19 protein-coding genes are annotated in these 21019 nt (G+C 60.0%); 7 read left to right on the forward strand and 12 right to left on the reverse strand.

The window, feature by feature from the left end:
* Positions 1 to 14: 14 nt before the first annotated feature.
* A complete protein-coding gene (locus tag BWR59_RS06765) occupies positions 15 to 446 on the forward strand; it encodes a thioesterase family protein (protein ID WP_081564853.1) in 432 nt (143 codons plus the stop codon).
* 61 nt (positions 447 to 507) lie between these two features.
* Here the strand turns inward: BWR59_RS06765 and BWR59_RS06770 are convergent, their stop codons facing one another.
* The 4 genes from BWR59_RS06770 to BWR59_RS06785 form a co-directional block, all read right to left on the reverse strand.
* Positions 508 to 981, reverse strand: coding sequence for a glycine zipper domain-containing protein (locus BWR59_RS06770; protein WP_081564854.1), 474 nt, complete (start codon positions 979 to 981; stop codon positions 508 to 510).
* 312 nt (positions 982 to 1293) lie between these two features.
* On the reverse strand, positions 1294 to 3624 hold the full coding sequence (locus tag BWR59_RS06775) for an FdhF/YdeP family oxidoreductase (protein ID WP_168184460.1): 2331 nt from the start codon (positions 3622 to 3624) through the stop codon (positions 1294 to 1296).
* Between the two features lie 2 nt (positions 3625 to 3626).
* On the reverse strand, positions 3627 to 4466 hold the full coding sequence (gene fdhD, locus BWR59_RS06780; RefSeq protein WP_081564856.1) for a formate dehydrogenase accessory sulfurtransferase FdhD: 840 nt from the start codon (positions 4464 to 4466) through the stop codon (positions 3627 to 3629).
* A 96-nt stretch (positions 4467 to 4562) separates the two neighbouring features.
* A complete protein-coding gene (locus BWR59_RS06785; RefSeq protein ID WP_081564857.1) occupies positions 4563 to 5450 on the reverse strand; it encodes a LysR family transcriptional regulator in 888 nt (295 codons plus the stop codon).
* 166 nt (positions 5451 to 5616) lie between these two features.
* Between BWR59_RS06785 and lysM the strand changes: the two genes are divergently transcribed.
* Positions 5617 to 6057, forward strand: a complete 441-nt coding sequence (lysM, locus tag BWR59_RS06790) for a peptidoglycan-binding protein LysM (RefSeq protein WP_081564858.1) — start codon at positions 5617 to 5619, stop codon at positions 6055 to 6057.
* A 94-nt stretch (positions 6058 to 6151) separates the two neighbouring features.
* Here lysM and yrfG read toward each other — a convergent pair whose 3' ends face one another.
* Positions 6152 to 6814 (reverse strand): GMP/IMP nucleotidase, encoded by a 663-nt coding sequence (gene yrfG, locus BWR59_RS06795; RefSeq protein ID WP_081564859.1) that lies wholly within the window; start codon positions 6812 to 6814, stop codon positions 6152 to 6154.
* A 96-nt stretch (positions 6815 to 6910) separates the two neighbouring features.
* Between yrfG and nudE the strand changes: the two genes are divergently transcribed.
* Positions 6911 to 7477 (forward strand): ADP compounds hydrolase NudE, encoded by a 567-nt coding sequence (gene nudE / locus BWR59_RS06800; RefSeq protein ID WP_081564860.1) that lies wholly within the window; start codon positions 6911 to 6913, stop codon positions 7475 to 7477.
* Positions 7474 to 8316, forward strand: coding sequence for a 3'(2'),5'-bisphosphate nucleotidase CysQ (gene cysQ, locus BWR59_RS06805; RefSeq protein WP_081564861.1), 843 nt, complete (start codon positions 7474 to 7476; stop codon positions 8314 to 8316). The genes nudE and cysQ overlap by 4 nt, the downstream gene beginning before the upstream one ends.
* Positions 8317 to 8471: 155 nt before the next feature.
* On the opposite strand, the gene BWR59_RS06810 is transcribed toward cysQ, so the two are convergent.
* The 7 genes from BWR59_RS06810 to rfbB are packed head-to-tail and all read right to left on the reverse strand — an operon-like array spanning position 8472 to position 15524.
* Positions 8472 to 8936: a YiiD C-terminal domain-containing protein gene (locus BWR59_RS06810; RefSeq protein ID WP_081564862.1), complete on the reverse strand. Its 465-nt coding sequence runs from the start codon at positions 8934 to 8936 to the stop codon at positions 8472 to 8474.
* The gene (locus tag BWR59_RS06815) at positions 8923 to 10302 is read right to left on the reverse strand and encodes a sigma-54 dependent transcriptional regulator (protein WP_081564863.1); all 1380 of its coding nucleotides are present in this window, start codon (positions 10300 to 10302) and stop codon (positions 8923 to 8925) included. The genes BWR59_RS06810 and BWR59_RS06815 overlap by 14 nt, the downstream gene beginning before the upstream one ends.
* Entirely contained in the window at positions 10299 to 12107 is a 1809-nt protein-coding gene (locus BWR59_RS06820) for an ATP-binding protein (RefSeq protein ID WP_081564864.1), read from the reverse strand. The genes BWR59_RS06815 and BWR59_RS06820 overlap by 4 nt, the downstream gene beginning before the upstream one ends.
* A 45-nt stretch (positions 12108 to 12152) precedes the next feature.
* Positions 12153 to 13034, reverse strand: coding sequence for a dTDP-4-dehydrorhamnose reductase (rfbD, locus tag BWR59_RS06825; protein WP_081564865.1), 882 nt, complete (start codon positions 13032 to 13034; stop codon positions 12153 to 12155).
* Positions 13031 to 13576 (reverse strand): dTDP-4-dehydrorhamnose 3,5-epimerase, encoded by a 546-nt coding sequence (rfbC, locus tag BWR59_RS06830; protein ID WP_081564866.1) that lies wholly within the window; start codon positions 13574 to 13576, stop codon positions 13031 to 13033. The genes rfbD and rfbC overlap by 4 nt, the downstream gene beginning before the upstream one ends.
* Complete coding sequence (gene rfbA, locus BWR59_RS06835) at positions 13573 to 14448, reverse strand: glucose-1-phosphate thymidylyltransferase RfbA (RefSeq protein WP_081564867.1); 876 nt, start codon at positions 14446 to 14448, stop codon at positions 13573 to 13575. Before rfbA ends, rfbC begins: the two co-directional genes overlap by 4 nt.
* A complete protein-coding gene (gene rfbB / locus BWR59_RS06840; protein WP_081564868.1) occupies positions 14445 to 15524 on the reverse strand; it encodes a dTDP-glucose 4,6-dehydratase in 1080 nt (359 codons plus the stop codon). The genes rfbA and rfbB overlap by 4 nt, the downstream gene beginning before the upstream one ends.
* 280 nt (positions 15525 to 15804) lie before the next feature.
* On the opposite strand from rfbB, the gene BWR59_RS06845 reads away from it, so the two are divergent.
* The 3 genes from BWR59_RS06845 to aguA all read left to right on the forward strand — a co-directional run bounded on the left by BWR59_RS06845 (position 15805) and on the right by aguA (position 20973).
* Positions 15805 to 18723 carry an aminotransferase gene (locus tag BWR59_RS06845; RefSeq protein WP_081564869.1) on the forward strand — a complete coding sequence of 973 codons (2919 nt, stop codon included), beginning with the start codon at positions 15805 to 15807 and terminating at the stop codon, positions 18721 to 18723.
* A gap of 259 nt (positions 18724 to 18982) precedes the next feature.
* On the forward strand, positions 18983 to 19861 hold the full coding sequence (gene aguB, locus BWR59_RS06850; protein WP_081564870.1) for an N-carbamoylputrescine amidase: 879 nt from the start codon (positions 18983 to 18985) through the stop codon (positions 19859 to 19861).
* Positions 19862 to 19866: 5 nt separating this feature from the next.
* Entirely contained in the window at positions 19867 to 20973 is a 1107-nt protein-coding gene (aguA, locus tag BWR59_RS06855; RefSeq protein WP_081564871.1) for an agmatine deiminase, read from the forward strand.
* The last annotated feature ends 46 nt before the right edge of the window (positions 20974 to 21019 follow it).

Below are 21019 nucleotides of genomic sequence, written 5' to 3' on the forward strand. Positions count from 1 at the left end.
CAGAGGAATAATGAATGCCCCAACCGACCCCACAACGTTCCGACTACCGCCATTTCCAGCCCATCACCACGCGCTGGCACGACAACGACATTTACGGGCACGTAAACAACGTCACCTACTACAGCTTCTTCGACAGCGCCGTGAACAGCTATCTGATCGAGCGTGGCGGGCTGGATATTCACGATGGGGACGTAGTTGGGTTTGTGGTCAGTTCATCCTGCGATTACTTCGCGTCAATTGCGTATCCGGACCTGATCGAGATCGGGTTGCGGGTCGGCAAGCTCGGCAACAGTTCGGTGCAGTATGAACTGGCGGTGTTCAAGACGGGCGAGGAGGAGGCCTGTGCAGCGGGGAGATTCGTGCATGTGTTCGTGGATCGGGCGTCGAATCAACCGGTGCCGATTCCTGCACGGTTGCGTCAGGCGTTGGAGCAATTGGTGGTCTGAAACGACAACCGGCCGCGTAAGGGCGGCCGGTGTGTGAAGGTTATAGCGAGTGCGCTGACTGTCAGCGATGACGCCAGCCGCGATGACGGCCGTTGTCGTGATGGCGGTGGCCGCGACCGTGGTGGTAGTCACGACGATCGCCACGGTAACCTCGACGGTTGTCATCGTCATGACGGCTCTGGTCGCCCATGTAGTTGCCCAGCGCGCCACCGGCGCCACCGCCGGCTGCTGCGCCGATCAGGCTGCCTGTGCTGCCGCCGACACTGCGGCCGATGACGTTACCGCCTGCGGCGCCAAGACCACCGCCGATGGCGGCTTCAGTGCGGTTGTGGCGGTTTGCGCCAACAGCGCCACCAGCGGCGCCGCCAAGGCCTGCGCCAATCGCGGATCCGGTGCTGCCGCCAAGTTGCTGGCCAACAGCCGAACCCAGTACCCCACCCAATGCGCCGCCCACACCAGCCGTCAGGTTGTCGCCAGCAGAGGCGAAACCGGTGGCCAGGGAGAGGGACAACAACAGAATCGAGGAATACTTCATGTATGGATGCTCGTAGGGATGACGACGCGATCCTGCAAGTATGAAGAAAATGTCACAATCGAAATCCGACGAATAACACGACTTGTATACAAATTGCTAACTTATTGTTTTTAGCCGGGAACTTAAGCGGTTTTGCTGAGTCTTAGATTACTTCAGACAGGCCCGAATCACGCGATTCGGGCCTTTTTTGTGGGCGAATGAGTGGCAGGCGTGTAGGGCGTTTCGCGCGAATGGGTGTGAATATGCCCTCCCGCAGAATTTGCAGCGATCTCGTGAGCGGATCAAACCCACAAGATCATCAGGTGCCTGAAGTCAAATGATCCGCGCCGTCTCCACATGCCGTTCCAGTTTGATCGCCACGAACTTGGAGGTCGGTGTGTGGCTGCCGTCTCCCACGCTTTCCAGCGGCACCAGCGGGTTGACCTCTGGGTAGTAAGCAGCCGCTTGGCCTGCGGGAATGTCAAACGGCAACAGCGTGAAGCCTTTGACACGACGCTCGATGTGGTCGCCCCAGATCGACACGATATCGGCCTTCTGGCCCGGTACGAAGCCCAGACGAATGATGTCGGCTTCGTTGAGGAACATCACGTCACGCTGGCCCTTCACGCCGCGATAACGGTCGTCCAGGCCATAGATAGTGGTGTTGTACTGATCGTGGGAGCGCATCGATTGCATGATCAGGTCCGGCACGATACCCGTCCCGCGAATGCTTTCGTGGACCAGATCGTTCGGTAACTGGTTCGACTTGAAGTTGGCGCGCGCACTTGGCGTGTTCCACTTGCGTGAACCAGCGGAGTTACCCAGATAGAAACCGCCCGGATTCTTGATCTTCTCGTTGAAATCCTTGAACGACGGAATGGTATCGGCGATCAGGTCGCGAATGCGGCTGTAGTCTTCCACCAGCCACAGCCAGTCGACAGGTTGCTTGCCGAGCGTTGCGTTGGCGATGCCCGCCAGAATCGCAGGCTCCGAACGCATGTGGCGCGACAGCGGCTTGAGCTGACCGTTGGAGGCGTGAACCATGCTGAATGAGTCTTCCACGGTCACGGCTTGCGGGCCATCGGCCTGGATATCAATGTCGGTACGACCGAAGCACGGCAGTATCAGCGCTTCCTTGCCGTGGGTCAGATGACTGCGGTTGAGCTTGGTGCTGATCTGCACGGTCAGGTCGCAGTTGCGCAGGGCTTCGAAGGTGCGCGGGCTGTCGGGCGTCGCTTGCGCGAAGTTGCCGCCCAGACCGATGAAGACTTTCGAGCGGCCTTCGAGCATCGCGTGAATCGCTTCGACCACGTTGTGGCCGTTGTCGCGCGGCACTTTGAACTGAAAGCGTTTTTCCAGGGCATCAAGGAAGAACGCCGGTGGGCGCTCGTTGATGCCCATGGTGCGGTCGCCCTGCACATTACTGTGGCCGCGAACCGGGCACAGGCCGGCGCCTGGCCTGCCGATGTTGCCGCGCAGCAGCATCAGGTTGGCGACTTCCTGAATGGTCGGCACTGAGTGACGATGCTGGGTGATGCCCATCGCCCAGCACATGATCACATTCTTGCCTTTGACGTACATGCGCGCAGATCGCTCGATATCGCTCAGTGGCAGGCCCGATTGCTCGACAATGAAATCCCAGCTGGTGTCATCGACCGCTGCCAGGTAGTCCAGCACGCCGTGGGTGTGTTCGTTGAGAAACGCATGATCGAACACCGAAGGTTCGTTGTTGGCCTGCGCTTCGCGCTCCCATTGCAGCAGGAACTTGGCCATGCCGCGCAACAGCGCCATGTCGCCGCCCAGCGAGGGCCGGAAATACGCGGTGTTGGTCGGCTCGGACCCGTTGCTGAGCATTTCCAGAGGATGTTGCGGATGCTGGAAGCGTTCCAGGCCGCGCTCTTTCAGCGGATTGACGCAGACCACTTGAGCACCGCGTTGAACGGCTTCGCGCAGTGGTTCGAGCATGCGCGGGTGGTTGGTGCCAGGGTTCTGACCCAGTACGAAAATGGCGTCGGCGTGTTCGAAATCGTCGAAGGTCACGGTGCCCTTGCCGACGCCCACGCTCTGCGACAGCGCGACGCCACTGGCTTCGTGGCACATGTTCGAGCAGTCGGGGAAGTTGTTGGTGCCGTAGGCGCGGACGAACAGCTGATAGAGATACGCCGCTTCGTTGCTGGCCCGACCCGAGGTATAGAACTCGGCCATGTTCGGGCTTGGCAGGTTGTTCAGGTGTTTGGCGATCAGGGCGAACGCATCGTCCCAGGCGATCGGCTTGTAACGATCGGACTCGGCGTCGTAGACCATCGGCTCGGTCAGACGACCCTGGTATTCCAGCCAGTAGTCACTTTGTTCCAGCAGCGAGCTGACGCTGTAGCGGGCAAAAAAAGACGGATCGACGCGGCGCTTGGTGGCCTCCCAGTTGACCGCCTTGGCGCCGTTTTCGCAGAACTTGACCATGCCGCTTTCGGGCGAATCGCCCCAGGCGCAGCCCGGGCAGTCGAAGCCGCCGTTCTGGTTGGTCTTGAGCATCATGCGCAGGTTTTTCAGCGCGTTGTCGCTGGTCAGCCAGGCTTGGGTAACGCTGATCAGCGCGCCCCATCCACCGGCCGGGCCTTTGTAGGGCTTGTAGCGTGGAACTGGGGTCTTGTCGGCTTGTTTGTGCATGCTCACGCTTTGTTCTCCAAGGCAGGGCTGTAAACCCGCGGCGCACTGTGTTTTGGCAGATGAATGAGGTTGAGGTTGTGACGGCGTGCCCACTGCAGCGCCAGGCCCGTGGGCGAAGACAGGCTGACCAGGGTTTGAATGCCGGCCCTTAGGACTTTTTGAATCAGTTCGAGGCTGCAGCGGCTGGTGACAATAGCCAAGCCGCCTTCGGTCGGGATGCTCTGGCGAACCAGCGCACCGATCAGTTTGTCGAGCGCGTTGTGACGACCGATGTCTTCGCGGCCCATCAACAATTCGCCCTTGTCATTCATGAACATTGCTGCATGGACCGCACCGCAGTGCTGGCCCAGGGGCTGAAAATCGTCCAGACGTTCGCGCAGCCCTTCGAGCCAATGCGCCGGGGGCAGCGCAGCACCGGGCAGCACGTTCAGCTCTGGCAGCGCCTGTTCGACCGCTTCCACGCCGCACAGCCCGCAGCCGCTGGTGCCCGCCAGTTGCCGACGCTGAGTCTTGAGGTTCCAGAAAGCGCGACTGGCGATTTCCACTTCGGCTGTTTGAGCCGAGCCGCAGCCGCCAAGCTTGATGTCGTAGATTTCGTCTGGGGATTCGATGATGCCGCTGCCGATGCTGAACCCTACGATGAAGTCTTCGAGGTCGGTAGGCGTCACCAGCATCACCGCCTGGCTGATGCCGTTATAGGCAATGGCCAGCGCCACCTCTTCGGCGAGAACGTTGGGCTCGCAGGTGTCGTGCTCGAGGTTCGAGTAGCTGTAAGACTGGCTTGCGGCAGGCGCGGGCAGTTGTTTTGCGGGCGCCGTGCTCTCCGTGTGCTTGGGATGCATCGGGAATTACCGGCAGAGTATTCAGGCTTGTTAGCCTAGGCCTCCGGTCGGATAACGTCTAATTGCTAGTACTGATGTCTTGATAGATGACGTCGATCAAGATGGCGCGATCATATTCTGATAGAGGGCGAAGCAGGCCTCAGCCAGTGCCGAACGCGGCGCCGCGCGACGCATGATCAGGCCCAGACGGGCCAGGGTCTGGGCGTGTTCGATGGGTTGCAGGCGCAGGTGTTCGGTCAGAGTCTCCAGCCCTCCATCCAGCGGCATGATCGCGCAGCAGAATCCGCCATGAACCGCTTGCAGCAATTGATGCACCGCGTCGGTTTGAATCAGCGGCTGGGGTTGCAGGCCACGGCTGTGAAAGTTGTGGTCGATGGACTGACGAAAGTGCATGCCGCTGGTGAGCATGCCCAGTGGCAGTTCGATCAGGCTTTCCCAGCTCAGCGGCTCCTCGCCAAAACTGAAATGGCGCTGATCGTACATCAGGCCCATGCGGGTTTCGGCCAGTTCCATGGAGTCAAAGCGATCGGTATCCAGACGCTCCAGATAGGACACGCCCAGATCAAGACGATTGCTGGCGAGTTGATCGAGGATCTGCTCGGAACTGAGTGACGATAATTCGAAGCGCATGTTCGGGTGGACCTGGTGCAGGCGTTGCAACAGGGGCAATGCATCAAAGTTGGAGAGTGGCACTACACCCAATCGCAATGTACCGACCAGGTGCCCGCGACAGGCAGCGGCTTCGGCCTGCAAACCGTCATAAGCGGCCAACACCGTGCGCGCCCACGCCAGTACCCGCTCGCCGGGCGCGGTAAAACCTTCGAAGCGCTGACCACGGTTCACCAGCGGCAAATCCAGCTCCTCTTCGAGGCTGCGCAGGCGCATCGAGAGGGTTGGCTGGGTGATATGGCAACGTGCAGCCGCCTGCCCGAAGTGACGGGTTTCGTCGAGGGCGATCAGGAATTTCAGCTGTTTGATATCCATTGTCACTCCGCAAGGCACAGGGCTGGCTGGCCGATTCTAGCGCGGCAGGATGTCGCATGGGGTGTTGATTGCCGATGGGGTCATTGGTCGGATCGGCCAAGCAGCGCGCAGGTAGCGGCTATGGTTGAGATTCGGATATCACAAAAAAACGCAGGGAGAACGAGTTATGAGCATTTTCAGTTTTCTGAAGGAAGCCGGAGAAAAGATCCTCGATGCGCTGACCCCAGGGAACGCCAATGCTGACGAAGTCCTGAAGAAACATATTTCAGAGGTTGGTCTGGGCAACCCGAACATCACCGCAACGGTGGAGGGGGACAAAGTCACGCTGACGGGTGAGGTTGCCAGTCAGGAAGAAAAGGAAAAGATCATTCTGGCTGCAGGGAATATCGCAGGAGTAGGCAGTGTCGACGATCAGATTACTGTCAGCGGGCCGCCCGTTGCTGCGGCGAGATTTGTCACGGTCGAGAAGGGCGATACCCTGAGCGCCATTTCGAAGCGCGTATATGGCGACCCCAACAAGTATCAGAAGATATTTGAAGCGAACAAACCGATGCTCAAGGATGTGAACAAGATCTACCCAGGGCAGGTTTTGCGCATTCCCGAATAAACCCATTCCCTGTAGCAGTCCGGCTTGCTGGCGGTGGCGAATTCAAAGACGCCACCGCCAGCAAGCCGAGCGGCTACAGGTGTTGCACCGCCGCCTATAACCCCTCGATCAGCTGCCGATAATCCTCAACCGCCGCAAACTCTTGCGTGTCCTTCGGTCCCTTTTTGCTGTCCGGCTCCCGCACCGCGAGCAGGTGCTTGACGCCATACCGTCCGGCGCTGCGCAGGATCGGCAGGGTGTCGTCGATGAACAGGCTGCGCGTAGGGTCGAAACCGATATCGGCGTGCAGCGCGTCCCAGAATTGCGGGTTTTCCTTGGGGAATCCGTAGTCATGGGAGCTGATCAGCCGCTCGAAATACGGAGCCAGCTCAAAGCGCTCCATCTTCAGTGACAGTGAATCGCGGTGGGCGTTGGTGATCATGATCACCCGCTTTCCGGCCTGTCTGATGGCTGCCAGAAAGGTCTCGGCATCAGGCCGCAGGGCAATCAGGTGGGCGATCTCGACTTTCAGCTCTTTAACCGAGAGCTTCAGTTCTGCGCTCCAGAAATCTGTGCAGTACCAGTTCAGTGTGCCCGCGTTCTTTTCGAACAGCGGCATGAGCTCCATTTCCGCCATGGCGCGGCTGACACCGTGCAATTCGGCGTAGCGCTGAGGCAGATGCTCCAGCCAGAAGTGATTGTCGAAGTGCAGGTCCAGCAGTGTTCCGTCCATATCCAGCAGGACGGTGTCGATATCGCGCCAGGGCAAAGAAGGCATACAGGTCTCTCGGCTGTGAATAAGTCGCAGTGGTTCTGGCAAAGACATTCGGGAAAGCCACGGTATAGTACCCCGTCTACGCCAAGGAGCTCCGTCATGCGCCAGAAACCCACTGTCCTCGCCCGCGAAATCGTAGCGAGCAGCCGTCTGTTCCGCGTTGAAGAAGTGCAACTGCGCTTTTCCAATGGCGTCGAACGCGTTTACGAGCGCTTGGTCGGGCGCGGCAATGGTTATGGCGCTGTCATGATCGTGGCGATGCTCGACGCCGAGCATGCGGTACTGATCGAAGAGTATTGCGGCGGTACCGACGAATACGAACTGTCATTGCCCAAAGGCTTGGTCGAGCCTGGCGAAGATGTACTCGCTGCCGCCAATCGTGAGCTCAAGGAAGAAGCAGGCTTCGGCGCGCGGCAACTGGAGCATCTCACCGAGCTGTCGTTGTCGCCAGGCTACATGAGCCAGAAGATTCAGGTGGTGTTGGCCACCGACCTGTATGAAGAGCGCCTTGCGGGCGACGAGCCCGAGCCGATGCGCGTTGACAAGATCAACCTGCGAGAACTCGCCAGCCTTGTGCAGCACCCGCAATTTTCCGAAGGTCGTGCCTTGGCGGCGCTTTACCTGGCGCGTGACCTGCTGACCCAGCGTGGAACTTTTCAGCCATGAACCAAGCTTTTGCCGATCTGCCTCATCCGTTGCTGGTGCCTGTCATCGAGCTTTGTCGCAGCGCCGGAGAAGTCATCCTGCCGTTCTGGCGCTCGGGCGTGGAGGTAACGGCCAAGTCCGATGATTCGCCTGTCACTGCCGCCGACATCGCCGCCCATGAATTGCTGGTCGCAGGATTGAAAGCGCTGGATCCGAGCATTCACATCCTGTCGGAAGAAGACGCAAACATTCCGCTGAGCGAGCGCAGTCAATGGCAGCGCTGGTGGCTGGTCGATCCGCTGGATGGCACCAAGGAGTTCATTTCCGGCAGCGAGGAGTTCACTGTCAACGTGGCGCTGATCGAGAATGGTCGCGTGGTATTCGGTGTGGTGTCGATGCCGACCAATAACCGCTGTTATTTCGGGGGCGCCGGATTGGGTGCCTGGCGCAGCGACGATACCGCGCACCTCACGCCGATCAAGGTCCGTAATCAGCCGGGCGTTGGCGAGTCGTTCACTGTGGTTGCCAGCCGCCGTCATTCAAGCCCGGAACAGGAAAAGCTGCTGGCCGGATTGTCTGCGGCGGTAGGCAAGCTGCAATTGACCAATATCGGCAGCTCGCTGAAATTCTGCCTGTTGGCCGAAGGCGCTGCGGATTGCTATCCGCGTCTTGCGCCTACCTCGCAGTGGGACACAGCGGCCGCTCAAGGCGTGCTGGAGGGCGCGGGTGGCGTGGTGTTGAATCTGGCCGGGGAGACGTTCGATTATCCTGCTCGCGAATCGCTGCTCAACGCATTCTTCCTGGCGTTGCCTGGTGAGGCCAAGTGGCGCGGGGCGTTGCTGGAGTTGGCGAAGGGCTGAAATCCGACCCTGTATTTCAGACCAGCACTAAACCTGTGGGAGGGAGCTTGCTCGCGAATTTTTGTAACAGGCACTGCAATAGTGACTGGGATACTGCATTCGCCAGCAAGCTCCCTCTCACATTGTCATGTGTCGTAATGAAAGCGGGGAGGGCCTCAGCGATGCAGCACGTACTGCCCCGCGAACTCCACCGCTGACTCGTCCGAACCCTCGGCGACAATTCGGGTTGCCAGTGACAACCTTGCCCGCCCGCGACGCTGGTACATTTTCACGAATCGCTCCCAGGTTGCGTCATCCGGCGCATCGCAGATCGCTACGCCGTCAGTTTTGACCGGCAGTGGATAGCTGATCTGCCCTTCCTGAATCACGATGTGCCCGTCGTCGATGCCGGCTTCTTTGAGCCGCAGATACAGCCAGCCCCATCCTGCCAACACCGCACCGCAATACAGACTGCCGCCGAACAGCGTGCTCTTGTGGTTGATGTTTGGCTCAAGCGGCAAGTGCAGGCGCAGCGAGTGGTATTGCCAACTGATGACTTTCACGCCCATGTCACGAGTGAGCGGGATGTCCTGATGCAGAACCTCTTCCAGGAGCCGGGACGTTGGGTCACTCGTTGTCATCGGAACCACCACCGCTGAAATTCAAGCCATGTTTACGCAGTTTGTCGTGCAGGGTTTTGCGCGGCACGCCGAGGGCTTCCGCGAGGCTGCGCACGGAACCATGAGGTCGAGTGAGCTCGGCTGCGATCAGCGCGCGTTCGAAGGCCTCGACCTGCTCACTAAGCCCACCAGTTGCGGACGGCATGTCCTGTTGAGACGCTCCTTCAAGTTCGAGCTCAAGCCCGAGCGCGAAACGTTCGGCGGCATTCTGCAATTCGCGCACATTGCCCGGCCAGCTGTGACGAAGCAGCACTGCCCGATGACCCGGCTGCAGTTCGTGCCGTGGCAGGCCGTGACGCAGGCTGGCGGCGTCGGCGAAATGCTGGAACAGCACCAGCGCATCCTCGCCACGCTCACGCAGGGGTGGAATCCGCAGCGGCGCAACGTTCAGGCGGTAATACAAGTCGGCGCGGAAGCGGCCTTGATCGGCGGCCTGACGCAGGTCCTCCTTGGTCGCCGCGATGACCCGAATATCCAGCTTGATCTGCTGATTGCCCCCCAAGCGCTCAACGACCCGCTCCTGCAAAAGCCGCAGCAATTTGACCTGCACGTCCATGCTCATGCTCTCGATTTCATCGAGAAACAGCGTGCCGCCATTGGCGAATTCAAACTTGCCGATGCGACGCTTCTGCGCACCGGTAAACGCCCCGGGTTCGTGGCCGAACAGCTCGCTTTCCACCACCGACTCGGCCAGAGCCCCGGCGTTGATTGCCACAAAGGGCCCGGCCCGGCGGTTGGACAGATCATGCAACGCGCGCGCGACCACTTCCTTGCCCGCGCCGGTTTCGCCAAGAATCAACACGTCAGCTTTTGTGGCGGCAAGCGCGCCAATCTGATCGCGCAGGCGCTGGATAGGCGCTGAAAGCCCGACCAATCGGGTGCTCAGTTGTTGGCGGTCGGCCAGTTCCAGACGCAGGCTTCGGTTGTCCAGCACCAAGCGCCGCAACGCCAGCGCCCGACGCACGCTGTCGAGCAGGGCATCGCTGGCGAAGGGTTTTTCCAGAAAGTCATAGGCACCGGCGCGCATCGCCTGCACAGCCAACGGGACGTCGCCGTGGCCGGTGATGAGCAGCACGGGAAGCTCGGGGTCCTGCGCATGAAGTTGGTTCAGCAGCTCAAGGCCGTCGATGCCCGGCATGCGGATGTCACTGACAATCACCCCCGGCCAGTCCCGCTCGATGCGCGCTTGCAGGCCTTGGGCATCGCTCAGCGGCAGGATTTTCAGACCGGCCAGATCCAGCGTCTGGCTCAGGGCCTGACGCAGGTGTGGGTCGTCGTCGATCAGCACAACCTGAATCCTGCTGTCGATGGCGGTGTCCGTGGTCATGCAGATAGATCCTCTGGCGGTTGAAGACTGACTCCCGAAGCCCCGGTGCGCATGCGCAACGTCAGCAGCGCGCCGCCGTCGGGATGATTGGCGAACAGCAGTTCGCCGCCCAGCGCGCGCATCAGGGTATCGCAGATCGCAAGGCCCAGCCCGAGGCCCTGGGTCCGGGTCTTGGTGGTAAAGAACGGTTCGCGCGCATGCTCCAACGCCTCGCGGGAAAAGCCGGGGCCATTGTCGCGAATGAACAGGTTGACGCCTTCGGCATTGTGCTCGGCACTTATCCACAGTTTGCGCGGTGGGCCTTTTTCGGTCAGCGCGTCCAGCGCGTTCGCCAGCAAGTTGCCCAATACCTGGCGCAGACGGGTTTCGCCGGCCTGCACCCACAACGTCGCCGCCGGGAGGTCACGAATCAGCTCGACGTCCATGGCGCGACGACGTTTGGCAAGCAACGCCAGCGCATCGTCCAGCGCCGGTTGCAAGGCGACGCTTTCCGGCGCATGTCGATCACGGCGAGCGAACGCGCGAAGATGCGCGATGATCGAGGCCATGCGCCCGGTCAGCTCGCTGATCAGCTTGAGGTTGCCGCGCGCGTCATCGATGCGTTGATGGTCGAGCAGCACTTCGGCGTTTTCCGCATAACTGCGAATCGCCGCCAGGGGCTGATTCAGTTCATGGCTGATGCTGGCCGACATGGTGCCTAGCGCGGAAAGTTTGCCCGCTTGCACCAGCTCATCCTGAGCGCGGAACAGCTCCTGCTGGGCGTGCTCGCGTTCCAGCACTTCCTGACGCAGGCGCCGGTTCAAGCCTTCCAGATCAGCCGTGCGCTCGACGACCCGGACTTCCAGCTCGCGTCGAGCCTTGCCTTCGAAATTGATGCGATCCAGATAATGACGGCGGCGCTGCATCATGATTCCCAGCAGCAACATCAGCACCAGCAACGCAGCGCCGCCAATCGCCACCACCGTACGGACCGGACGCGAGACCAGCACCTTGGGCGCCAGGATATTCACGCTCCAGCCGGTTTCATCGATTTGCTGGGTCTGCGTCAACCAGCCGTTTTCATCCAGCTGCAAAGGGCGCGGATCGCGGGTCGGATAAGGCTGAATGGCAACAATGGCCTGTTTCTCTTCCTCGCTCAGCGGGCGGGTGGCCCGGAAGCGCCAGTTGGGATTGGAGGTCAGAATCACCACGCCGTTGTGGTCGGTGACCAGCAGCTGTTCCGGCGTCTTGCCCCAGAGGGTTTCGGTCAGGTCCAGATCGACCTTGACCACCAGCACGCCAATAACTGTATTGCCGTCGCGCACGGCAGCTGCAAAAAAATACCCACGCTTGGCCGAGGTGGTCCCCAGCCCGAAGAACCGCCCCAGCTTGCCTGCCATGGCGTTGCTGAAATAGGGGCGAAAGGCGAAGTTGCGGCCGACGAAACTGTCCTGTTTGTCCCAGTTGGACGCCGCCAGCGTGTCGCCGTTGGGAGCCATCAGGTAGATGACTTCGGCGCCGGTTTGCCGGGCGGTATTCATCAACAGTTGATTGGCCTGGGCTTGGACCTGCTGATCCTGAGGGTTGGCCAGCATGGTGCGCAGCCCCGGGAGGTCGCCAAGGATCTGCGGCAGGACTTCGTAGCGGTGCAAGGTGCCGAGCAGGTTGGCGACGTAGAGGTCGAGGGTCTGGCGGTTCTGGCTCAACAGCTCGCTGCGGTAATAGTGCTCGGCCAGCCGCTCGAGCGGCCAGAGCAACGGCGCGAGTATCAGCGCCAGCAGGGCAAGACTGCGCCAGCGTGGGCGGCGTGGGAGAGAGCTGGTCATCGTAGGCGTACGCCGGTTTGATATCGGATGTACGCCGCATTATGCCTACGGCTGCTGCGCTAAGCACTCCAGCATTGCGTCATGCCAGCCTGGCTGGCTTACGCCCCATTCACGATGCAGGCGGCTGCAGTCCAGACGTGAGTTGAGAGGGCGCTTGGCCGGGGTCGGGTAGGCGCTGGACGGGATGGGCTCAAGGGTCGCGCATGACTTGCCGGCTTTGATCAGCTCCTGACCAATCGCCTGGGCAAAACCGAACCACGACGTCTCGCCGCTGGCAGTCAGGTGATAGACGCCCCACGCCCCCGGCTTGCCGTCGTGCCAGCGCTCGATCAACTCACGGGTGCTTTGCGCGATGGTGCCTGCCCATGTTGGCGCGCCGATCTGATCACCGACAATCGTCAGCTTCTCGCGCTCTTGCAGCAGGCGTTGCATGGTCAGGAGAAAATTACGACCCGTCAGGGAATACACCCAGCTAGTGCGCAGAATCAGATACTGCCCACCGGCTTTTTCGATCGCCTGTTCGCCCGCCAGTTTGCTGCTGCCATAAACGCCGAGCGGATTCGGCGTATCAGTTTCATCCCACAGACCATCTTTGCTGCCATCGAACACATAGTCGGTGGAGTAGTGGATGAACGGGATGCCGAGTGCTGCGGCTTCTTCGGCGAATACGCCGGGGGAGCTCGCGTTGATCGCATGCGCCAGTTCCGGTTCGCTCTCGGCCTGATCCACAGCCGTATGCGCGGCTGCGTTGATGATCAGATCGGGTTTGATCACGCGCACCACGTCACGAATGGATTCTGGCTGACTCAGATCAAGCCGGTCGCGGCCCAACACGATCAGCTCTCCGAGATCTTGCAAGGATGTCTGCAATGCCTGCGAAACCTGGCCGTGTTGCCCGCTGATCAATATCCGCAACGGCGCACTCATGGGAACAGGTCCGCCTCTTTCAGGCTCTTGCCGACCTGATCCTTGGCCGACAGTGTGGGTGGTTCGCTCAGGCCCCAGTCGATGGCCAGGTCCGGGTCGTCCCAGCGAATGCAGCGCTCGGCAGACGGTGTGTAATAGTCGGTGGTCTTGTACAGGAACTCGGCATAGTCGCTGAGCACGACAAATCCATGAGCGAAGCCTGGCGGGATCCATAGCTGTCTGGCGTTTTCCGCCGACAGCTCAAGCCCGAACCATTTGCCGAAGTGTGGGGAGCTGCGACGAATGTCGACAGCGATGTCCATCACCTTGCCAGCCGTGACCCGCACCAGCTTGCCCTGTGGGTTTTCGATCTGGTAATGCAGACCGCGCAGCACCCCTTTTTGCGAGCGCGAATGGTTGTCCTGCACAAACTGCGCAGTGACCCCTGTTTCTTCGCTGAAAGCCTTGGCATTGAAGCTTTCGTAAAAGAACCCACGTTCATCGCCAAACACCTTTGGCTCGATGATGAGGACTTCAGGCAATTCGCTCTCTGAAACTTTCACTGGCTTTCCCCTGCGACTTTGAACAGGTACTGACCGTAGCCGGTCTTGCCGAAATAGTCAGCCCGTTTCAGCAAGTAAGCGCGATCTATCCAGCCGTTCTGGAACGCGATTTCCTCCAGGCAGGCGACCTTCAGACCTTGACGGTGCTCGATCGTCTGCACGTACTGCGAGGCGTCCAGCAGGCTGTCATGGGTGCCGGTATCCAGCCAGGCGAAACCGCGTCCGAAGCGCTCGACCCGCAGCGCACCGTTTTTGAGGTAGGCGTTGTTGACGTCGGTGATCTCGAGTTCGCCGCGTGGTGACGGTTTGACGTCCTTGGCGATCTGGACCACTGAATTATCGTAAAAATACAGACCGGTCACCGCGTAGCTGGATTTCGGTGTCTTGGGTTTTTCTTCGATGGACAGCGCATGGCCGTTTTCGTCGAAGTCCACCACGCCGAACCGCTCCGGATCCTTTACCCAGTAACCGAACACGGTTGCGCCGGTTTCATGGTCGGCCGCGCGTTTGAGCTGATCGCTGAAATGCTGACCGTGGAAAATGTTGTCGCCCAGAATCAGGCAGACCGAGTCATTGCCGATGAATTCTTCCCCGATCAGAAACGCCTGAGCCAGGCCATCTGGTTTTGGCTGTTCGGCATAGTGGAAATGCACGCCAAACTGGCTCCCGTCGCCCAGCAGCGCGCGATATTGCGGCAAGTCCAGTGGCGTGGAAATGACCAGAATGTCCTTGATACCCGCCAGCATCAGCACCGAAATCGGGTAGTAGATCATCGGTTTGTCATAGATCGGCAACAGTTGCTTGGAGACGCCGAGAGTGATTGGGTGCAGGCGCGTGCCTGAACCCCCTGCCAATACGATTCCTTTGGTCATGCGATCAGATCCTTCACATTGGTGCCCAAGCGTTCGCCCTGGTAGCTGCCGTCCTGCACGTTGCGGCACCACTCCAGATTGTCCAGATACCACTGCACGGTTTTGCGCAGTCCTGATTCGAATGTTTCTTCCGGCGTCCAGCCAAGGTCGTGCTCGATCTTGCTGGCGTCGATGGCGTAGCGCATGTCGTGGCCAGGACGATCGGTCACGTAAGTGATCAAGTCGGCGTAATTGGCCACGCCCTTGCGTTGCTCCGGCGCCAACTCATCAAGCAGCGCGCAGATGCCGCGCACGACGTCGATGTTCTTCTGCTCGTTGTGGCCGCCGATGTTGTAGGTCTCGCCGACCTTGCCCTCGGTGACGACCTTGAGCAATGCCCGGGCGTGGTCCTCGACGAACAGCCAGTCACGCACCTGCAGGCCATTGCCGTACACAGGCAGCGGTTTGCCCGCCAGCGCATTGAGGATTACCAGTGGAATGAGTTTCTCCGGGAAGTGGAACGGCCCGTAGTTGTTCGAGCAGTTGGTCACCACCACCGGCAGGCCATAAGTGCGGTGCCAGGCACGAACCAGGTGATCGGACGCTGCCTTGCTGGCTGAGTACGGCGAGCTTGGAGCGTATGGTGTGGTTTCGGTGAACAGGTCATCCACGCCATGCAGGTCGCCATACACTTCGTCGGTGGAAATGTGATGGAAGCGGAAGGATGCACGCTCGGCGTCTGGCAAGGTCGACCAGTACCCGCGAGTGGCCTCCAGCAGGCTGTAGGTCCCGACGATGTTGGTCTGGATGAATTCGCCCGGGCCATCGATTGACCGGTCGACGTGGGACTCGGCCGCCAGGTGCATGATCGCCTCCGGCTTGAAGCGGGTGAGCACCTCGCTGACGGCGGCCTGATCGATGATGTCCTCCTGCACGAGTTCATAGCGGGTATTGGTAACGATGCTCTGCAGCGATTCGAGGTTGCCTGCGTACGTCAGTTTGTCGAAGTTCAGTACGTCATGGTCGGTGTTGTTGATCAAATGGCGGATCAGCGCAGAACCGATAAAACCGGCGCCACCGGTGACAAGTATTCGCATGGCTAAACCTTCTTCCCTGGATGGACGTCAAGATAACGAAGCATAGCTTGTGGGCCTGCGATGACAGGCGCAAGGCGCAAACCGCTCAGAGGCCATGAAATTAATTGATTGCCTGGCATCGATAGCGTCATAAAACCGCCGTGAGTGTTTCATTCGTGTAACGACCAGGCTATCTATCGATCCTCCAAACGATTTCTTTACGTCATGCGCTTTGAGAGTTGCCAATCTTGCGGGCAACTGGCGATATTGTTCGTCCATCATTGCCTTCGGGGCCATCCAAATGCCGCTCGCCACTCTGATTCGTCGATCCAGTCTGCCTTGTCCGGAGGTCACCGATGACCAGGCTGCCGAGTTGCTGGCGACTTATTACGGGCTGGCGGGCGCGCTCAAGGAGTTAGGTAGTCATCAGGATCGCAACTTCCTGCTCGACACAGGCGACGGGCGGCGGTTCGTGTTGAAGATCTGCCATGGCGACTACTCGACCGTTGAATTGGCCGCCCAGCACGCAGCGCTGCGCCATCTGGGTGAACATTCAGATGTACGAGTGCCGGCTGTCACCCCTGCCATGGACGGTCAGGACCTGTTGTCATTAAACCTCGGCGGTCATGCAGTGCACTTGCGCCTGCTGGAGTTCATCGACGGCCAGTCGCTAGCGCATGTGGAACATATGAGCCGCCAGGTGATGACCGGGCTGGCCGAACTCTGTGCCCGAGTCGATGTGGCGCTTGCTGATTTCGAACACCCCGGTCTCGAGCGTATTTTGCAATGGGACCCACGCCACGCCAGTGCTCTGATCAAGCATCTGCTGCCGGTCATCGATAACGCCGAAGAGCGCACGTTTATCGAAGAAGCCGCGCAGCAAGCCCACGCGCGCCTGCTGCCTTTGATCGCCGAGTTACCGGTGCAGGCGATTCACATGGACATCACCGAGTACAACGTGGTCTGGGAGCGCGATGCTCACCACATGTGGCAATTGCAGGGGCTGATCGACTTCGGCGATCTGGTACGCACCTGGCGCATTGCCGATCTGTCGGTCACCTGCGCCGCGTTGCTGCACCACGCCGAGGGCGACCCGCTGTACATCCTGCCGGCGATTCGTGCCTATCACGGGATCAACCCCTTGCTGCCGCAAGAGTTGCAGGCACTCTGGCCACTGATCGTCGCGCGCTCGGCGGTGTTGGTCCTCAGTAGCGAACAGCAGGCCAGCATCGAGCCCGATAACACCTACATTCAGGCCAATCTCGACAGCGAATGGAACATCTTCGACGTGGCGACCTCCGTCCCGATAGCGCTGATGGAGGCTGCAATACTTGGCTGCGTTGGCATGCTGAACGAGGACGACAGCGCGACTGAATTTTCGCCTCTGCTGCCGAGCCTGGGTGGGCAGCATTTCACGATGGTTGATCTAAGTGTGCTCAGCGAGCATTTCGAGGCGGGCAACTGGGAACAAAGCGGCATCGATGAGCAACTGCTCCAAGAGGCTGCCTACGTTCACGGTCTGGCTGCGAGCCGATACGGCGAATATCGCTTGTCGAGAACCTTGCCTGACAGCGCCCGTGAGCCCGAAACCTTCGCGCTGCATGTCGAACTACTGATCCCTCACGGCACTGCGGTTCATGCGCCGTTCCACGGCACCCTGCGTCATACCGCCGACGGCGCCTTGATGCTGGTTGGCGCCGAATCGAACCTGCGGGTGTGGGGTGTGCGTTCGGATTTTGATTCCGGTGTGGAGTTTGGTGCAGGCGACGTGATCGGGCAGGGCGGTGGCTCGCTGATCGTCCAGCTGTGTTCGCAGCCGGATGTCAGCCCACCATTGTTCACCACGCCTTCCCGGGCCGCTGCGTGGCGCGCATTGTGCCCCTCACCCAGAACGTTGCTGGGGTTCGATTGCGATGCCCCGGTCCTTACCGATTCAGCCGAATTGCTGGCCCGGCGTGACGCCAGCTTCGCCCGTTCGCAGAAGCACTATTACCAGGCGCCGCCGCAGATCGAACGCGGTTGGCGCAACCATCTGATCGACATGCAGGGCCGTTCGTATCTGGACATGCTCAACAATGTCGCGGTACTGGGGCATGGGCATCCGCGCATGGCACGAGTGGCGGCAAAACAATGGTCATTGCTCAATACCAACTCGCGCTTTCATTACGCCGCCATTGCTGAGTTCTCCGAGCGGCTGCTCAAGCTTGCGCCGCAAGGCATGGATCGGGTGTTTCTGGTGAACAGCGGCACCGAAGCCAACGATCTGGCGATCCGTCTGGCGTGGGCCTACAGCGGCGGACGCGAGGTCTTGAGCGTGCTGGAGGCCTACCACGGCTGGTCAGTGGCCACCGACGCCATCTCGACCTCTATTGCCGATAACCCGCAAGCGCTGAGCACGCGTCCGGAGTGGGTGCACCCGGTTGTCGCACCGAATACGTATCGAGGCGAGGCCCGTGGCGCCGACAGCACGCCTTTTTATCTGAAAAGTGTCGATGCTCATCTGGCGCGGCTCGCCGAAGAAGGTCGGCAACTGGCAGGGTTTATCTGCGAGCCGGTGTATGGCAACGCGGGCGGAATCTCCCTGCCACCGGGTTATCTGCAACAGGTCTATCAAAAGGTCCGCGCCCACGGCGGGGTGTGCATCGCTGATGAGGTTCAGGTGGGTTACGGACGTCTGGGGCACTACTTCTGGGGTTTTGAAGAGCAGGGCGTGATCCCGGACATCATCACCATGGCCAAGGGTATGGGTAATGGTCATCCGCTTGGTGCGGTGATCACTCGTCGCGAGATTGCGGAAGCGCTGGAAGCCGAGGGTTATTTCTTCTCCTCGTCAGGCGGCAGTCCGGTGAGCTGCCGCATCGGCATGGCAGTGCTGGATGTGATGGAAGAAGAACGCTTGTGGGAAAACGCCCAAATGGTCGGCGGCTACTTCAAGGAGCGGCTGCTGGCGCTGATCGATAAACATCCGCTGGTGGGTGCCGCCCATGGTTCGGGCTTCTACCTGGGGCTGGAACTGGTGCGCAATCGCGAAACCCTGGAGCCGGCCACCGAGGAAACCACCTACCTCTGCGACCGTCTGCGTGAACTGGGCATCTTCATGCAGCCAACCGGGGATTACCTGAACATCCTCAAGATCAAGCCGCCGATGGTCACGACCCGTCGCAGCGTCGACTTCTTTGTCGATAACGTCTCCAAGGTGTTGGGCGAGCTGGAGGGCTAGGGCTTTAGTGCCTGGCGCACCCTCCCTATAGCAGTCCGGCTTGCCGGCGGTGGCACTCTTGGGATCGCTCCCGCCGACAAGCCGGACTGGTAAAACGAAAAAATATGCAGATTAATATCGGTACTAAAACGATTCAAAACGACATGGTTCTGATTTTGCGCTTCTAAAGTCGATTTTTATCGGCTATAAAGACGCCCAGATTGTCAGCGCTCCCCTGTCAGGGTGAAACGCCTTTCGCATCTGCCGTCGGAGGATTTCCATGAGTCGCATCGTTACCGTCGCCGCTACCCAAATGGCCTGCTCGTGGGATCTGGAGGCCAATATCGAGACCGCTGAAAGGCTGGTTCGAGAAGCCGCTGCCAAGGGCGCGCAGATCATCCTGATTCAGGAGCTGTTCGAAGCGCCTTACTTCTGCCAGAAGCCGAACCCTGACTATCTGCAGTTGGCCACGCCAACCGAAAGCAACGTTGCGATTTCTCACTTCCAGAAAATCGCCAAAGAACTGCAAGTGGTACTGCCGATCAGCTTTTACGAATTGGCCGGCCGCGCGCGCTTCAACAGCATCGCAATCATCGACGCCGATGGCAGCAATCTGGGTGTGTATCGCAAGAGCCATATTCCAGACGGCCCTGGCTACCACGAGAAGTACTATTTCAACCCCGGCGACACGGGCTTCAAGGTCTGGAACACGCGCTACGCGAAAATCGGCGTCGGCATCTGCTGGGATCAATGGTTTCCGGAGTGCGCACGCAGCATGGCGTTGCAGGGCGCGGAGATTCTGCTCTACCCGACAGCCATCGGCAGCGAGCCCCACGACAAGACCATCAGCTCGCGCGATCACTGGCAACGCGTGCAACAGGGCCACGCGGGCGCTAACCTGATGCCCTTGATCGCCAGCAACCGCATCGGCAACGAAGAGCAGGACGGCTACGACATCACGTTCTACGGCTCGTCGTTTATCGCCAACCAGTTTGGCGAAAAGGTCGAAGAACTCAATCAAACCGAAGAGGGCGTGCTAGTACACAGCTTCGACCTCGATGAACTTGAACACATCCGCAGCGCCTGGGGCTCCTTCCGTGACCGTCGTCCCAACCTGTATGGCGCATTGAAAACCCTCGACGGTTCACTGGAGCCTTGATTGCAATGACCACACTCAACAGCACGCCACGCGCCGATGGCTTCTACATGCCCGCCGAATGGGCCGCGCAGACCCAGACCTGGATGGTGTGGCCCGAGCGTCCGGACAACTGGCGCCTGGGCGGCAAACCGGTACAGACCGCGCACGTCGCGGTGGCCAAGGCCATCGCCCGTTTCGAGCCAGTAACCGTCGCTGTTTCCGCTGCGCAATACGACAACGCGCGCGCCCGCCTCGATGTGCCGAACATTCGTGTCGTCGAAATCAGCAACGACGACGCCTGGGTGCGCGACACCGGCCCGACGTTCGTGATCAATGACAGCGGGGAAGTGCGCGGTGTGGATTGGGGTTTCAATGCCTGGGGTGGCTTCGATGGCGGCCTGTATTCGCCATGGAATCTGGACGCTGCCCTGGCGAGCAAAGTCCTGGAAATCGAACGTTGCCCGCGCTATGTCACCGAAGGTTTCGTGCTGGAAGGCGGCTCGATCCATGTCGACGGCGAAGGCACGTTGATCACCACTGAAGAATGCCTGCTCAACCGCAACCGCAATCCGCATCTGTCTCGCGAAGAGATCGAAGCAGTGCTGCGCGATCACCTGTCGGTCGAGAAAATCATCTGGCTGCCGGATGGCCTGTACAACGACGAAACCGACGGCCATGTGGATAACTTCTGCTGCTACGTGCGTCCCGGCGAAGTCCTGCTGGCCTGGACCGATGACCCGAAAGACCCTAATTACTCGCGTTGCCAGGCCGCGATGGGCGTTCTGGAGAATGCTCGAGACGCCAAAGGTCGCCCGTTCGTCGTACACAAGATGCCGATTCCGGGACCGCTGTTCGCTACCGATGAAGAGTGCGCAGGGGTCGATCAGGTGCACGGTAGCCAGGAACGCAACCCTTCGGTGCGTCTGGCCGGTTCTTATGTGAACTTTCTGATCGTCAATGGCGGCATCATCGCGCCGAGTTTCGATGATCCACTGGATGAAACCGCACGGGAAATCCTGCAGAAGCTCTTCCCGGAGCATGAGGTGGTGATGGTGCCAGGCCGCGAATTGCTGCTCGGCGGCGGTAATATCCATTGCCTGACCCAGCAACAACCGGCACCGCACCGCCGCTGAGTTGGTTCGCTTCTTGCTGTCTTGAGAGCCCATCGGACGATGGGCT

Source organism: Pseudomonas sp. Bc-h (assembly GCF_002080045.1).
Lineage (GTDB): Bacteria > Pseudomonadota > Gammaproteobacteria > Pseudomonadales > Pseudomonadaceae > Aquipseudomonas.

Excerpts from the sequence above, each read along its gene's own strand:
- yrfG (WP_081564859.1), bottom strand. The coding sequence starts at position 6,814 with ATGCCTTCTTTGCCCTGGCGCGATATCGACACCGTCCTGCTGGATATG.
- BWR59_RS06775 (WP_168184460.1), bottom strand. The coding sequence starts at position 3,624 with ATGCACAAACAAGCCGACAAGACCCCAGTTCCACGCTACAAGCCCTAC.
- BWR59_RS06845 (WP_081564869.1), top strand. The coding sequence starts at position 15,805 with ATGCCGCTCGCCACTCTGATTCGTCGATCCAGTCTGCCTTGTCCGGAG.
- nudE (WP_081564860.1), top strand. The coding sequence starts at position 6,911 with ATGCGCCAGAAACCCACTGTCCTCGCCCGCGAAATCGTAGCGAGCAGC.
- BWR59_RS06765 (WP_081564853.1), top strand. The coding sequence starts at position 15 with ATGCCCCAACCGACCCCACAACGTTCCGACTACCGCCATTTCCAGCCC.
- rfbB (WP_081564868.1), bottom strand. The coding sequence starts at position 15,524 with ATGCGAATACTTGTCACCGGTGGCGCCGGTTTTATCGGTTCTGCGCTG.
- aguB (WP_081564870.1), top strand. The coding sequence starts at position 18,983 with ATGAGTCGCATCGTTACCGTCGCCGCTACCCAAATGGCCTGCTCGTGG.
- cysQ (WP_081564861.1), top strand. The coding sequence starts at position 7,474 with ATGAACCAAGCTTTTGCCGATCTGCCTCATCCGTTGCTGGTGCCTGTC.
- BWR59_RS06770 (WP_081564854.1), bottom strand. The coding sequence starts at position 981 with ATGAAGTATTCCTCGATTCTGTTGTTGTCCCTCTCCCTGGCCACCGGT.
- fdhD (WP_081564856.1), bottom strand. The coding sequence starts at position 4,466 with ATGCATCCCAAGCACACGGAGAGCACGGCGCCCGCAAAACAACTGCCC.
- BWR59_RS06810 (WP_081564862.1), bottom strand. The coding sequence starts at position 8,936 with ATGACAACGAGTGACCCAACGTCCCGGCTCCTGGAAGAGGTTCTGCAT.
- lysM (WP_081564858.1), top strand. The coding sequence starts at position 5,617 with ATGAGCATTTTCAGTTTTCTGAAGGAAGCCGGAGAAAAGATCCTCGAT.
- BWR59_RS06815 (WP_081564863.1), bottom strand. The coding sequence starts at position 10,302 with ATGACCACGGACACCGCCATCGACAGCAGGATTCAGGTTGTGCTGATC.
- rfbD (WP_081564865.1), bottom strand. The coding sequence starts at position 13,034 with ATGAGTGCGCCGTTGCGGATATTGATCAGCGGGCAACACGGCCAGGTT.
- aguA (WP_081564871.1), top strand. The coding sequence starts at position 19,867 with ATGACCACACTCAACAGCACGCCACGCGCCGATGGCTTCTACATGCCC.
- BWR59_RS06820 (WP_081564864.1), bottom strand. The coding sequence starts at position 12,107 with ATGACCAGCTCTCTCCCACGCCGCCCACGCTGGCGCAGTCTTGCCCTG.
- rfbA (WP_081564867.1), bottom strand. The coding sequence starts at position 14,448 with ATGACCAAAGGAATCGTATTGGCAGGGGGTTCAGGCACGCGCCTGCAC.
- BWR59_RS06785 (WP_081564857.1), bottom strand. The coding sequence starts at position 5,450 with ATGGATATCAAACAGCTGAAATTCCTGATCGCCCTCGACGAAACCCGT.